The 13,782-nt window shown below is 55.1% G+C and carries 14 protein-coding genes; 10 read left to right on the top strand and 4 right to left on the bottom strand.

The window, feature by feature from the left end; all coding sequences use genetic code 11:
• Positions 1-40 precede the first annotated feature (40 nt).
• Positions 41-457: a TetR/AcrR family transcriptional regulator C-terminal domain-containing protein gene (locus GOX63_RS19470; RefSeq protein WP_170328510.1), complete on the bottom strand. Its 417-nt coding sequence runs from the start codon at positions 455-457 to the stop codon at positions 41-43.
• Positions 458-500: 43 nt separating this feature from the next.
• On the opposite strand from GOX63_RS19470, the gene GOX63_RS19475 reads away from it, so the two are divergent.
• On the top strand, positions 501-1,076 hold the full coding sequence (locus GOX63_RS19475) for a nuclear transport factor 2 family protein (protein WP_170328509.1): 576 nt from the start codon (positions 501-503) through the stop codon (positions 1,074-1,076).
• A gap of 206 nt (positions 1,077-1,282) precedes the next feature.
• On the opposite strand, the gene GOX63_RS19480 is transcribed toward GOX63_RS19475, so the two are convergent.
• A complete protein-coding gene (locus GOX63_RS19480) occupies positions 1,283-2,203 on the bottom strand; it encodes a LysR family transcriptional regulator (protein ID WP_170328508.1) in 921 nt (306 codons plus the stop codon).
• A gap of 111 nt (positions 2,204-2,314) precedes the next feature.
• On the opposite strand from GOX63_RS19480, the gene GOX63_RS19485 reads away from it, so the two are divergent.
• The 4 genes from GOX63_RS19485 (at position 2,315) to GOX63_RS19500 (ending at position 5,938) form a co-directional block, all read left to right on the top strand.
• Positions 2,315-3,238, top strand: a complete 924-nt coding sequence (locus GOX63_RS19485) for an SDR family NAD(P)-dependent oxidoreductase (RefSeq protein ID WP_170328507.1) — start codon at positions 2,315-2,317, stop codon at positions 3,236-3,238.
• Between the two features lie 17 nt (positions 3,239-3,255).
• Positions 3,256-3,630, top strand: coding sequence for a DUF4345 family protein (locus tag GOX63_RS19490; protein ID WP_170546859.1), 375 nt, complete (start codon positions 3,256-3,258; stop codon positions 3,628-3,630).
• Positions 3,631-4,131: 501 nt separating this feature from the next.
• Positions 4,132-4,677: a M48 family metalloprotease gene (locus GOX63_RS19495; RefSeq protein WP_367647220.1), complete on the top strand. Its 546-nt coding sequence runs from the start codon at positions 4,132-4,134 to the stop codon at positions 4,675-4,677.
• Between the two features lie 304 nt (positions 4,678-4,981).
• Positions 4,982-5,938: an isopenicillin N synthase family dioxygenase gene (locus GOX63_RS19500; RefSeq protein WP_170328505.1), complete on the top strand. Its 957-nt coding sequence runs from the start codon at positions 4,982-4,984 to the stop codon at positions 5,936-5,938.
• Between the two features lie 214 nt (positions 5,939-6,152).
• On the opposite strand, the gene GOX63_RS19505 is transcribed toward GOX63_RS19500, so the two are convergent.
• On the bottom strand, positions 6,153-7,016 hold the full coding sequence (locus GOX63_RS19505; RefSeq protein WP_217356248.1) for an MBL fold metallo-hydrolase: 864 nt from the start codon (positions 7,014-7,016) through the stop codon (positions 6,153-6,155).
• 131 nt (positions 7,017-7,147) lie between these two features.
• Between GOX63_RS19505 and GOX63_RS19510 the strand changes: the two genes are divergently transcribed.
• A complete protein-coding gene (locus GOX63_RS19510; RefSeq protein WP_170328503.1) occupies positions 7,148-8,050 on the top strand; it encodes a LysR family transcriptional regulator in 903 nt (300 codons plus the stop codon).
• A 103-nt stretch (positions 8,051-8,153) separates the two neighbouring features.
• Here the strand turns inward: GOX63_RS19510 and GOX63_RS19515 are convergent, their stop codons facing one another.
• Positions 8,154-9,035 carry a LysR substrate-binding domain-containing protein gene (locus tag GOX63_RS19515; RefSeq protein WP_170328502.1) on the bottom strand — a complete coding sequence of 294 codons (882 nt, stop codon included), beginning with the start codon at positions 9,033-9,035 and terminating at the stop codon, positions 8,154-8,156.
• Positions 9,036-9,141: 106 nt separating this feature from the next.
• On the opposite strand from GOX63_RS19515, the gene GOX63_RS19520 reads away from it, so the two are divergent.
• The 4 genes from GOX63_RS19520 (at position 9,142) to GOX63_RS19535 (ending at position 13,726) form a co-directional block, all read left to right on the top strand.
• On the top strand, positions 9,142-9,438 hold the full coding sequence (locus GOX63_RS19520; RefSeq protein ID WP_170328501.1) for a hypothetical protein: 297 nt from the start codon (positions 9,142-9,144) through the stop codon (positions 9,436-9,438).
• 85 nt (positions 9,439-9,523) lie between these two features.
• Positions 9,524-10,636: a zinc-binding dehydrogenase gene (locus GOX63_RS19525; RefSeq protein WP_170546861.1), complete on the top strand. Its 1,113-nt coding sequence runs from the start codon at positions 9,524-9,526 to the stop codon at positions 10,634-10,636.
• Positions 10,637-10,790: 154 nt separating this feature from the next.
• Positions 10,791-12,161, top strand: a complete 1,371-nt coding sequence (locus GOX63_RS19530; RefSeq protein ID WP_170546863.1) for an MmgE/PrpD family protein — start codon at positions 10,791-10,793, stop codon at positions 12,159-12,161.
• Positions 12,158-13,726: a trimethylamine methyltransferase family protein gene (locus tag GOX63_RS19535; protein WP_170546866.1), complete on the top strand. Its 1,569-nt coding sequence runs from the start codon at positions 12,158-12,160 to the stop codon at positions 13,724-13,726. Before GOX63_RS19530 ends, GOX63_RS19535 begins: the two co-directional genes overlap by 4 nt.
• Positions 13,727-13,782: the final 56 nt, after the last annotated feature.

Raw genomic sequence — 13,782 nt, forward strand, 5'->3', positions numbered from 1 at the left:
TGAACCTGCGGTCTGGCGATTGAAAATTAGCCAGCTGTCGCTATTCGCTGCGCACTGCATAATGAGACAGGAACATGTCCAGGCAGTCCGACATGATGCCATCCGTGTTTTGCTTTGCCCCAAGCATGAACTCGGGCGTGTAGAAAAACTCTCGGATCAGGCTGTACAATTGCCGTGAAGCACACTGCGCATCAACAGCGCGAATGGCACCAGCTTCCATTGCTTCAGAGATCAACTCGGTTATCGGGTTCTGTAGCTTGGCAACTTCCGCGACATAGGCTTTGGACCGTTCCGGATCAATCAGCATTTCTGCGGTCACCATTCGCGTAATGGCTATGGTTTCCGGTTCAGTCAGCTTTTCGACATACTTGGTGATCAACTCTTCAAGCTGCGTTTTCAGATCGTGCTTCGGATCAAAGGGAACGTGACCAGTGTTCACTTTGATCCAACGGCGCACCGCAAACGACGCACCAATACCGGCACATAATAGGAGAACCGTTTTGGGTTTGAAATCGGCTCTTTGCTCCGCAGCGTTTGTACTTTCGGTCGCACCAGCATTTGCAGGCGGAGAACAATCATTGGCCGACAAAACGCTCGGAACTCCTATCACCGCAGAAAACATCGTCGATGTTCTCGAAATTGGTCGTACCGTTACAAATCTCACACTCAGCGTCGACACCCAACAATGGGACGTCACCGCTGATCTTTTGGATGGTGATATCGAGACCACTATCGGTGAGCCTGTTAACGGCGCGCCAGTGGTAAAGTCTGAAGAAGAAATCCTGACACGCTGGAAAAGCTTCTATGAGACCGCAGAGAAACTCGTCATTCATCACGTGACTTCAAACAATCGCATTTTCTTTGAGGATGCCGACACCGCAACAGTCTTTAGCAAAGGTGTTATCGTGCTTGAGAACACGCCGGCTGGCAAATTTGCCGACGATGGCGACACACTGCGCGGCTATCGCTGGTTGGACTATGAAATCGGCGTTCATAGAACCGACGCTGGATGGAAAGTGCACAAGGTCAACGTCACTTACCTTGTACAGGAATTTGACTCTCTACCCGCAAACTAAACCTGACCTCTATCGCGGCGGCAGCTTTTGCGAGGTCAACCAGCTTTAAATCCCGGTGCTTACAAAGAAAGGGCGATTTGAATGGTGACCGCCGCAAAGGTTTCTTCCGTCGAACGGTGGGAATAGGTCACCCTCACCGTTTTCCTGATTTTCTGCATCGGCACCGAGGTCCACCGCCCCTATTCCTGACCAGCAACAATAAATCGCTATCCGGACGTCTCAGTTCCCGAAACCCAAAATTCGTTTCGCCTGGACCTGACCCGCTCGGCAAGAAAATCGACGAACATCCGAACCCGCGCCGTGTTCCGAAGATCACGATGTAACAAAAGCCAGATGCTTCGATATGGCATCGGTTTTTGGAACGGGGCGCGGATCAGATCGGGATGACGGTCGCCGAGGTTGCATGCCAGATAAGCCATGCCCAGCCCCGAGGCCGCCAGCGTGATCAGAGGAACCAGTTCAGATACCCGGTGTTTCAGTGTTGCCTTGGGGTAATAGCTGTCCTTCACCCATTTTGCTGTCGTCACCTCCTCGGGTTCGTGCCAACCAATCAGGTGCAGCCCTTCGCCGCCGTTGTCGCTGATCCGTTCGGCATAGTCGCGTGTGCAATAGGCTGCCTGAGACATCTGGACGAGCTTTCGCCCGACAACATCATCCGTCACTTCATCTGAAACACGTAAGGACACGTCTGCTTCCCTGCGCATCAGGTCGCGGACATCGTTGGTGAAATTCATGTTCAACGTAATGTCCGGATAAAGCTCGGCAAAGGCGGCAAAGTCGTCCATCAGCGAAGTCATCGCCAACCCATGAGGCAGCGTTACATAAACGGTGCCTGAAGGCTGCGCATCCCGGCCAACAATGATCCGCGACGCAGCGGTCATTTCCGCCTCGACACGCTCGGCATGGGGCAGAAGGTCTTCACCAAGTTGCGTCAGAGCCATCCCGGATTTGGAGCGGTCAAATAGCCGGCTTCCGACACGCTCTTCCATGACCGAAAGACGTCGCGTCAGCGTGGTGTGGTTCACCTGAATACTGTCCGCCCCACCCCGAAGTGTTCCGGATCGGGCAACGGCCAAAAAATACTTCAGATCGTCCCAATTGAGGGAGTGGCTTTCTTTTATCGACATGCGCTAAGTGTTTCATTTTTGAAGCACCATGTCCACTAATGCCTACCTATAGTTCATTTATTGGCCACCTTATCTTGGAGACATCAAACGTGACCCCAAGGAGCCCGCCCCATGAACCCAATTCAATCTGTACTGATCACAGGCGCAAATGCTGGCCTGGGCCGAGAAGCCGCCCGGCAGCTTGCTCTGCAGAAAGGCATTGCCAAGATTTATCTGGCCTGCCGCAACCGAACCAAAGCCGAAGCAGCCAGAACAGCGCTGGAGAATGAAACCCGGCGCAAAATCTTTGAGATTGTTCTGATGGATGTAACCGATCCTGCCTCGGTTCGAAATGCTGTAGCAGAGCTTTCGACACCTATCGATGCCGTCATTCTAAACGCGGGCGGCACAGGCGGGAGGCAACCCAATAGCCTGACCAAGGAAGGTGTCACCAACATCTTCGCAACCAATGTTCTGGGCCATGTGGTTCTGGTGGACGCGTTGCTGGAGCGCCAGTTGGTGACCTCTACAGTTCTTTATGCGGGGTCCGAGGCCGCGCGCGGTATTCCGAAAATGGGCATGCATCGCCCCAACCTGTCCGAAGGCACAGTGGACGAGTTCAGATCAATCGCCGATGGCAGCAAGTTCGGTCCCGAGGGCGACCCGATGCAGACCTATGGCTATGCCAAGATGGTGGCGACTCTGTGGATGGGGGCGATGGCGCGCCAGCACCCGCATATCCGTTTTGTCACCATGAGCCCCGGCGGCACGGCCGGAACTGCGGGTTTTGACGATCTTCCTCTGATGAAACGCATTTTCTTCAAACATGTGGGCGGCGTACTGATGCCCCTGTTCGGGATGATGCACGGCGTTGAAGCCGGGGCAAAACGGTATCTGGACGGGTTGCTCAACCCCGAATTCAAGAGCGGCCACTTCTATGCAAGCCAAACGGGATACCCCACCGGACCGGTGGTGGATCAGGCCAGCATTGATGCGGCTCTGTCAGACATCACCACCCAGGACAACGCCAACCAGGCACTGCGCCAATTCGCCTGACGCAAAGGAGAAATGAAATGGAAACCACACTGAACGTCCTCGTCTTACTTGTAACACTCATGCTGACGGGCCTCGGCATCATGTCGATGTTTGCACCCCGGCGCATGGTCGCCAACTTTGCCATCGAACCGGTGGGAACGGTCGGGCTCAGCACAATCCGCTCGGTGATCGGCGGGCTGTTTCTGGCCTCGGTTGCGTTGCTGGTGATCGGTTTGATGACCGGACAGACGCTGGGATATGTGGCCGTCGCGATCCTGATGGGTGTCGTGGCCCTTGGGCGCATCGTCGGCATTCTGGCTGACGGATTTGACAAGGCAGTTTTGCCGCCTCTGGTCGTTGAACTTGTCATCATCGCGGTGCTGATCACAACTTACTACCAATTTCCTGTTTAGGCGCATTGGTTTCAGACAGACAGCGGCGAAGATAAAATCGCCGCTGCACCCAAGACTTTCGCGACCCAAAAAACGAGCAGTCGGAAATATTCCACTTATTGCGCCCGCAGACCTTTGACGGTGAGAGAGTACCACATTTTCAGCAAAAGCCCGACCTGGCGGACCCCACCGCAGACCTTTGGGGTTAGCTTGGACGACAGTAATGGGCCGATTTCGGCAAATCGAGCATTCTCTCGTTGAGAAGCGCCCCGAGTTTACAGATCTTGGAAATTGGCTTTAGTTTAGCGAGGAGCAGGGGCTCAATCAGAGGTCCCGGAAAGGTTGAAAGGTGTGATCTTAAAGCGATCTGTATCGGTACTGGCTGCTCTGGCGTTGGCGGGATGCGTATCGACCGCCACCCCTCCTTCGGCACCCATCCCGAGCCCTGTTCGCGCAAGCGCCCCAGTCAGTTCGCAGCAGGCACACAGTAGGTTCTCTCAGGTCGCCACTCGAATAGAACCCGTGGCAGAGCGAGAATGCCGCCGTCTCGCTTCGGGCGTAAATTGCGATTTTTTGATCCGTATAGACCCAAACAAACAAGCTCCCTCTAACGCCTCTCAGAGTTTGAGCAAGTCGGGGCGCCCGGTAATCACAGTAACACAAGCGCTGATACAAGATGTGAACAATACCGATGAGCTTGCATTTGTAATTTCTCATGAAGCCGCACACCACATCCAAGGGCACTTGGCACGCCGAGCACAGAACGCGGCGGCCGGTGCGGTGATTTTGGCAGGTCTGGCGACAATCGCCGGAAGTGGGGCGAATGATATCGCCGCAGCACAAGATCTAGGGGCCTTTGTTGGTGGGCGCAGCTATTCAAAGGACTTTGAGCTGGAAGCAGATCGGTTAGGCACGGTGATTGCTTACAAAGCGGGATATGATCCACTCAAAGGTGCGCTGTTCTTCGCCCGAGTCCCTGATCCCGGTGATCGCTTTCTGGGGACGCATCCTCCTAACGCCCAAAGATATCATGCAGTTCAAGCTACAATGGCCCAGATTGGTGGTTGATTAGTTTGAATCTCAGGGTTTCGCAGAAGCGTAAGCTCGAGCAAGCCTTTAAGTTCGCGCTTGTAGCATTTGGCCGGGTTCACTGACGCACTTTAGTACCGAGACTTCGGGTTCAACTGCAGTCTTGGACCGTAGTTATTTTTGATTGATCGAGGGATTGGTCCGTCATAGCGTGCGGCATATGTCCAAGTTTCTCCATCTTGTCGTCTTAGAGCGCCACTCCGCTCATCGTCGAAAGCGTTTTGCCGGATAGCTGGTCTTTGCATTTGTGACCCACCCGGAAGAACAATTTTGGAGACCTCAGATGACTGAATTCACAGAAATCCCGGTGCTTGATCTTGCACCGCTGATCAATGGCGGGGATACGTCCAGCCTTGCCTTGGAATTTGCCGAAGCCTACGGAAAAACCGGTTTTGGATATGTTGTTAACCACGGCGTTGACCCGGACTTGCGCGCTGCCGTTTTTGCCGCCTCAAGGGCGTTTCATGCCCTGCCAGAGATCGAAAAACAGGCAATCGCACTTGATAAATGCCATCGCGGCTACATCGCTATTAACACATCCACGGACGTGAACTCTGACCTGGCCAAGGTGACCAAACCCAATCAGTCCGCGTCGTTCATGATGATGCGCGAGGATGCAGAGGTCGACCCTGCCATCTATCTGTCCGGACCAAACCAATGGCCTGGACTGGAAGGTTTCCAAGAGGCTTGCGAGGCTTATGCCCAGGCAATGACAAACCTGGGCTACAAACTCATGGGTCTTGCCCTTGATGCTATTGGCGTCGACGATCGCTCGATCCTCGATGCGTTCCAGACGCCAACAATTTGGCTGCGCTTGCTCCACTATCCACCACAGCCGCCGCAGGCTCCGGAGGATCTGTTCGGGTCTGCCCCCCACAAGGACTTTGGATGCCTGACATTGCTTGCACAGGACAATGTTGGCGGTTTGCAAGTCCAAACGCCCGCCGGCCATTGGGTGGATGCACCGCCAATCGAAAATGCCTTTGTAGTCAATGTGGGCGATATGCTGCACCGGCTCTCGAACGGAAAGCTGTTGTCCACCCCGCACCGGGTGATCAACGCGACCGGGCAACAGCGCTATTCCGTTCCGTTTTTCTTCGATCCACATGTCTCCGCCGAAATCGCGCCACTTCCGGGGACGGGGACTGCGAGGTTCGATCCCCTGAACTTTGGAGAGTTTCTGAGAGGCGAACTGGAAGCGAGCTACGAAGCACATCAGGTTGGCCAGCCGGATACCTAGAAGTGCGCAACGTTGGTAGTAGCGCCACGGTAGACTGATATCAAAAGCCGCGAAGGACGCGGGCGGATGTATCTAATTTTGCTCGTCAAGGTGGATGAGTTCGCACTCCAGTCCCGCACATTTCAATGGCAGAGCGCCGGATCGAAGGACCCGGCGCTTTGTTTGTTAGAAATACAGGGCCCGACAATCTCGCGCCCTGTCACTGGCCTTGACCTTAAGGCCAGGAGCGTTCGCCCTCGATAACTTGCGCGCTGAGTTCAAGATCGCCCACGTTTACAAAGTCTGGGTAGGCTTCCTTCATCGCCGCAACCAACGCGGCAGAGTTTTCCGCCTTCTGCGATGCGTCTTCGAACGCCTCGACGTATTCTCTGGTAAAATCAACGATGCTCTCATCCTCGGCGCTTTCGCCGATAACGTGACCGGGAATGATGCGCTCGGGATTGAGTGCGGTGATCTGGTCCAATGTCGCGCGCCACTTATCGCGGCTTTCAGGCGTTTGATTGTCTGCAAGCCAGACATGGACGTTTTCGTAAAGAACCACACCGCCCAGAACGGTCTTCTCACCGGGTGCCCAGAGGAATGTGTGGACGGGATCATGGCCCTCCAGACCGACAAGCTGAATGGTCTCTCCGTCGACGGTCAGGCTGTCGCCCTCCAAAACGTTCGGGACGATCAGCTCGGCAGGCGCGTTTTCCTTCAGGATAGGCCCCCAGAAATCATACTTGAGCTGGATCGTCTTCTCGATCCCCTTCACGGTTGCCGGTGTGGCGACGATTTTGACATCGGGATAGGCCTCGCGGATCGTATCAAGCCCGAAATAGAAATCGGGATCCTTGTGGCTGATGAAAACGGTGATAAGCGGCTTGCCAGTGGCTTTGATCATGCTGACCAATTGTTCGGCATCATCTTTTTCAAACTGCGCATCGACCAGCAGCACTTCATTGGGCCCTTCGATCAGGTTTGAAGAAACCGGAAACAGGCTGCCTTCGTCGGGCGTGAAATGGGTGATTTTCAGATCAGCGGCTACCGCGGCCGACGAGATCATCGCAGCTGCTGTGGCGGTCAGGATTGCTTTCATAGTCATCTCCTTTGTCAGGGGGCAACCTTGAATAGCCGTCGCGATTGCCCTGTGCGTTTCAAATAAGGAGTCGACGCTGTCAGCTAAATACGCATTATATGGACTTACCGTCAGTTAAAAGATGACAATAAATGTCAAAGGCCAACCTGAACCGTTTGGAGTATTTTGTAGCCATAGCCGAGGCCGGAACCATTACGGCTGCGGCGGATCGCTTGCGTGTCAGCAAGGCAGTTGTCAGCAAGCAATTGCAGCTTCTTGAAGAAGAGCTGGGAGCAACGTTAATTGTTCGAAATTCCCGCCATCTGAACCTGACGGAAATTGGCCATACGTTTTATGCGGCTGCGCAGGCTTCAGTTGCGCAAGCAGAAGAAGCCTATGCGATGGTGCGCCGCGGCAGCACCGAACCTTCCGGATCATTGCGCATCACTGCACCACTTGATTTTGGTGCTGATTATGTTGCCCCGGTCGCGGCAGAGTTTCGTAGATTGTACCCCGCAGTAACCATAGAGCTGACGCTGAGTGATGCACGGATTGATCCGGTTGGGGCAAGGTTCGACATCGCGTATCGGGTCGGCTGGTTGGCCGATTCCGCAAACATTGCGCGCAAACTGGGGGAATTCAGGCAGATCGTCGTCGCCTCTGAAAGAGTGATCAATGAGTTTGGCGACCCCAAAACGCCAAGCGATTTGGCTGATTTTCCGTTTATCGAGCATCAGGCGTTATCTACTCCGCTCCGATGGCGATTCTTAGGGCGCTCTGGCGACTCGGTCGATGTTGAAATGACGCGGGCCTTGTCGGCCGACGTAACACCTGCAATCAAAGCAATGACACTTGAATCCGCGGGTATCTCTATCCTTCCGGACTTCTATGTTCGAAAAGAGCTTGCGGAAAAATCCCTTGTCCAGCTTCTCCCGGAGTGGACCCTCCCGTCCGGAGGAATTTACGCAGTGTATCCGCCGACGCAGTACAGATCGACCGCCACTCAAAGGTTTTCGCAACTCTTTGCAGAGCACATCCGGAAAGAACTGGCGTAGGCAGCATCGCCGGTTTTTTTATCTTCAATGGAAGTGCAGAAAGATCCGCTAGTGTCCACTTCGGCTAAACTGCATTGCAGTGTTAACAAGGGAAGGTGACGTTCTACGACGCGAGAGAGGACACCCATTTCCAAAGTGTTGTAGCTGCTGGGCTGTTTTCTGCTCTTGCGGTCAGGCAGACGAAATAGCCTCTGTCGGTTTCAACAGTTCTCGGTGTGAGACGGACCAATTGGCCTTGGTCCAACAAATTCTGAAAAAGCGTTTCCCATCCAAGAATGACACCGTCGCCATTTAGCGCCGCCTGCAGGTATACCATGAAAGAGGTGAACCTTTGCTCGGATTTGGGGACCGGCAAGGAAATGTCCGTCCCGCGAAAGTACCTTTCCCAATCATGCGAGTGCACTCCAGTGGAAAGGTGCAACAGTTCAAGCTGTGCGAGGTCTTCCAACGCATCACCGACCGGTTGAAACACGTTTGGACTTCCAACTGGAATTAGCTTCTCGGAGAAAATGCGCTTGGCCTGTGTTGATGGCAGGTTTTTCGGTTCATCGAACAAGATCAAGACATCCGCGTGGGCACTTCTGTAAGCGTCATTCTGGTCGCGAGAAACAAGCTCGACGGCAATGTCGGGATGTTCCATCCGAAAACTTGCCAGGTGTTGCATCAGATAGCAGCTTGCAAATCCGATCGTTGTGTTCACCACCACAACGTTCCGATCAGATTGTGCCTTAATTTGGTTTATGGCGTCCGAAACCTGAGCGACCCCTCCAGAGATCGCATGGAACAAAAGGTCTCCTTCAGCCGTCAGTGCCGCCGTTGGGCGTGTGCGAACAAGGAGTTTCACACCAAGCTCTGCCTCGAGTTCCGCAACGCGCCTGCTGATCGAGGGTTGCTGCACGTTCAGCTCGCTTGCAGCATGCGTGAAATTCCGATGTCGGGCCACAGCCTCAAAGGCCATGAGGAGCTTCCAGTTCAGCGCAGGCATCAAGTATTCCTTCATGGAATAGTTTTCATAGCTCTTTTAGGCGTTCTCAGACACCTGACAAAAGCCCAAAAATATAACTTGAAGGCAATGATGGGCTTGCTTGGAAATGAATGAGCAAATCACAGATCATTCCGTCCCGGAAGGCGGTGCCATGGATTGGGCGTGGGACCCCGCAATGCCCATTCCAGTGAGTCCTGTTTTTGCCTGGCCGCCCCGACCCGCCCAAGCCGCGAAATGGCTTGCCTCGTATTGTCTGGCGTTGTCCTCCACTGTGATCGAGCTGGCGCTGGCGATCTCAATCTGGTGGCTATTTCAGCCGCCATTGGAGGTAATGCAAACGCTCGACCTTAGGTCGATCAACACGATCTGGGCGCGCAATATGGCGCTGTTAGCTCCAACATGAAGCGGGTCTCCAAAATGGGCGGAAATCCGGCCTGGCCGCACCTGACGGTCGCAGGTCTTGCCGTCTACATTCGGAGAGGCAAACCATGAAAGTACAGGCGGCGGTAATGTATGGCGTGGGTGAGCCGCTTCGGGTTGAAGAACTCGAACTTGCCGAACCGAAGGCCGGAGAAGTGCGACTACGGATGGGCGCAGCTGGTGTTTGCCATTCAGACTATCACGTCATGTCGGGCCAATCGGGTCATGAACTGCCTGTTGTGCTGGGGCATGAGGGAGCAGGCACGATCACGGCCGTGGGTGCGGGTGTCGAGGATATCGCTGTAGGGGATCACGTCGTGCTCAGCTGGATTCCATATTGCGGGAAATGCTTCTTCTGCGAACACGCCCAAACCCATCTTTGCCAAGCGTACAAGGCCCCACTTTGGGATGGAACCATGATGGATGGGACCTGCAGGTTCTCAAACGCGCATGGACCGGTCCGGCACCTGTCGATGCTCGGATGTTGGGCCGACAATGTGGTCGTACCGCAAGAGAGTTGCGTACCGATCGATAAAGCTGTCCCCTTCGAAATCGCCGCTCTTTTGGGGTGTGCGGTCACCACAGGCGTGGGAGCCGCACTCAACCGGGCCAAGGTCACGCGGGGCGATCGCGTGGCGGTGATCGGTGCAGGTGGCGTTGGGCTGTCCATCATCATGGGCGCAAATCTTGCTGGCGCAGAACAGATTATCGCCATTGACGCGTCACCTGCGGCCGAGATCAAGGCACGGGAACTCGGGGCAACGCATTTTGTGGACGCGAAAAAGGACGTTGGCGCAGAAATCCGGGCGTTAACAGAACATGGCGCAGATTACGTCTTTGAAGCGGTAGGCAAGCGCATGTTGCAGCGCGCGGCGATTGATTATTGCCGTCCCGGCGGTCAGGTCACATTTGTGGGCATGGACGCCAATGATGCGACCATCGATCTGCCTTCGACCGGGATCACGCGTTCCGAAATCAACGTGACGGGCTCGATCTTTGGCTCTGCCTGCACGACGCGCGACTTCAATGCCTATGGGCAGCATTTCCTGGATGGCAAGCTCCCCATCGACCAGCTGATCGGTCGGCGCTACCGGCTGGAAGAGATCAACAACGCCATTGACGATATGCTCTCGGGCAAGCCCGGCCGCGGCGTCATCCTGTTTGACCAGGGGGCGGCATGAGCAATCGCACTTTCATTTTCAACAACGATGGACGCGCCCTCGTACCCGTAGGCGGGTACCAGGCTTCTCGAAATTGCAACAAAGGCCTGCGCGCCCTTCTTCAAAAAAATACCGATTGGCTCGATCAGAAACTTCAGCAAAAGGAGCCATTCGCATGATCGAAACCGCACTCACGCGACTGGCGCATTTCGTGGCTGAAGACGCTTTGACACCAGATCAGGCAACTATGACTGTTCTGAGAGACGGTGTGATCGATACGCTGGGCTGCATGGTCGTCGGCGCAAAAACAGAGGTCGCACAACTCAGCGTTTCCGCGGTCACTCAAATGGGTGGAGACAGGCCCTGCCGTGTCGTGAGGACGCCGAACCATGTGTCGCGCCCACACGCCGCATTCTTGAATGCCGTCGCGGGACACGCGCTGGACTTTGACGACTGGGAGGTTCCCGGAAACACGCACCCAACGGTGGTTTTGGTTCCGGCCCTATTGGCCGTGGCAGACGCGCAAACAAGCGGAAGGGACTTGGCACGCGCCTACCTTGCGGGGTTTGAGGTGATTGCCCGTCTCGGCGAAAGTCTGAATTTCGAACATTACGATGCGGGATGGCACTCGACCGCAACGCTGGGAGCCATCGGTGTTGCTGCAGGTTGTGCACGCTTGTTGGGCTTGGACGTTTCAGGAACGACACGGGCCATGTCTTTGGCTTGTAGTGCCGCTACAGGGTACACCTGCCAGTTCGGCTCACATGCCAAGCCCGTTCAAGCAGGTTTTGCGGCACGTTCCGGGGTAGAGGCTGCTTACCTTGCAGCAGCTGGTCTGAGCGCACAACCTCATGTGCTGGATCATCCCCGGGGCTTCGCTGCGCTGATGGGGGGATTTGATCCCAACCACCTGTCAAAGGTGCTGTCAAAGCTTGGGCAACCCTACGCCCTGAGCGAACATGGCCTTGTGCTGAAACCCTGGCCCAGTTGCGGCTACACCCATCGGGTCATGACCTGCGCGTTGGCAATGCGTGAGCGTATCCAACCAGATGATATTGCGCATGTAGTCCTTCACATGCCAGATTTTCACGCTGCGGTTCTTCCCTATGGGTCACCGAAATCGCGATCCGAAGCTCTCTTCAGTGCGCCATTTGTTGCGGCCATTGGCCTTCTGCAAGGCAATCTCACACTTGCCGACCTTGATCGCAAGGCATGGCAATCGCCCGAAATTGCAAGACTGATGGCGCGCTGCGAGCTACGGCCATTTCGCCCCAAAAGACCCGATATGAACTACAGCCCGGAAGACCCCGATCGTATGGAGGTCATTCTCCGTTCAGAGCGACGCCATGAAGAACGCTGTGTCTATCCCATTGGCGCGCCCGAGGCGCCGATGTCTCAACACAGCGTTATGGCAAAGTTCAAAGCCAATCTTGGGCAAATCTCCGAGGATGACGAAAGGCAAATGGACTGGCTGGGAAAAATACAAGACTGGCCGAATGCGCCATCCATTCTTGACCTCTTTTTCAAAGAAGGAGTCACCGCATGAGTAAAACGAGATCCGGACGAAGTGCGCGCCGCGCAGCTCGGCGAGACGGTGCTGGTTCTGGCCCCACAACCTCGATCTGGCCTGGCATCGAAGGCGGGCACTATCGGCCGATCCCCAAGGACGGAATCGTTTCCATTCACCGAACGGCCCTTCGCATTCTTGAAGAAATCGGCATTGCAAACGCCACACCTCGATGTATCGAAACCGTAACCACCGCCGGAGGATCGGTTTCCGAGGCCGGAAGGCTTCTTTTTCCGTCCGGTATGGTTGAGCGTGTTCTGGAGACTGCTGGGCGCGGGTTCAAGCTGTACGGGCAAACGCCCGAGTTTGATCTCGATCCATCGGGCACGCGCATCCATCTGGGCACGTCTGGCGCCGCAGTGCATATTGTTGACAGTGAAACCGGCGAAGTCCGCGATACAACCTTGGCAGACCTGTTCGACATGGCCCGGTTGGCACAGGCGCTTCCGAACATTCATATGTTTCAACGCACAGTCGTTGCGCGCGATATTCTTGATCCACATGCGATGGAACTGAACACCGCTTACGCCTGCGCAGCGGGGACGAAAAAGCCTATTGGCACGTCGTTTAGTTCGGTGGAGACGATGCGGGCTGCCGTTGAAATGTTCCACATCATCGCGGGTGGAGAGGACGCCTGGCGCGCGCGCCCATATTGCTGCATCTCGACGTGTTTTATTGTGCCGCCACTGACTTTTGCGGAAGAAGCACTGGGGATTATCGAGTGTGCAGCAGAAACAGGAACACCTCTTAAGCTTGTGTCAGCTGGCCAAGCCGGAGCGACCAGTCCCGCACCGCTGGCAGGGGCTGTTGCGCAACAGACTGCAGAGGTTCTTGCTGGGCTGGTCTACGTAAACCTGTTGAACCCCGGCCACCCTGCTCTTTTTGGCGCCCTGCCCTTTGTCAGCGATCTGCGTACCGGCGCAATGTCTGGGGGAAGCGCAGAACAGGGTGTTCTGATGGCGGCATGTGCACAGATGGCACAATTTTACGGAATTCCCTGCGCGGTCAGCGCAGGTATGACGGACTCCAAGCTGCCTGACTTTCAAGCTGGTTATGAAAAAGGCATTACCGAGCTTTTGAGTGCCTTGGCTGGTGCCAACCTGATTTATGAAGCTGCTGGAATGTACGGCTCTCTGTTGGCCGCCAGCAAGGAGAGCTTCGTTCTCGACAACGATCTCATCGGATCGGTCCTGCGCGCCACGCGCGGATTCGAAATAGACGAAGACGCGCTCGCGTTCGAAGTCATACGCGACGTATGCGTAGGGGGTCCTGGCCATTTCCTGGGCAGTGACCAAACTCTGGGCCGTATGCAAAGCGATTACTACTATCCAGCGTTGGCAGATCGCACGACACCTCAAGCCTGGGCAGACGCCGATACCCCTGCCCTACTGCAAACCGCCCGAGAGAAAACGAACGAAATCCTGAACCAAATTTCTGAACCCGTTTTTGGGTCAGAAAGTAATGCGGCGATACTGAAGCGATTTAGCGAAATTCGAGACGTCTGGTCAGGTGAAACAGTCTTGTCACCTGTCGAAAACCAATAACTGCGATACCTGTCGACCTTCCATCTCGTAAGATGTCCAGTATCGGACAATCCCCG

This window comes from Ruegeria arenilitoris (assembly GCF_013031355.1).
Taxonomy (GTDB): Bacteria; Pseudomonadota; Alphaproteobacteria; order Rhodobacterales; family Rhodobacteraceae; genus Ruegeria; species Ruegeria arenilitoris_C.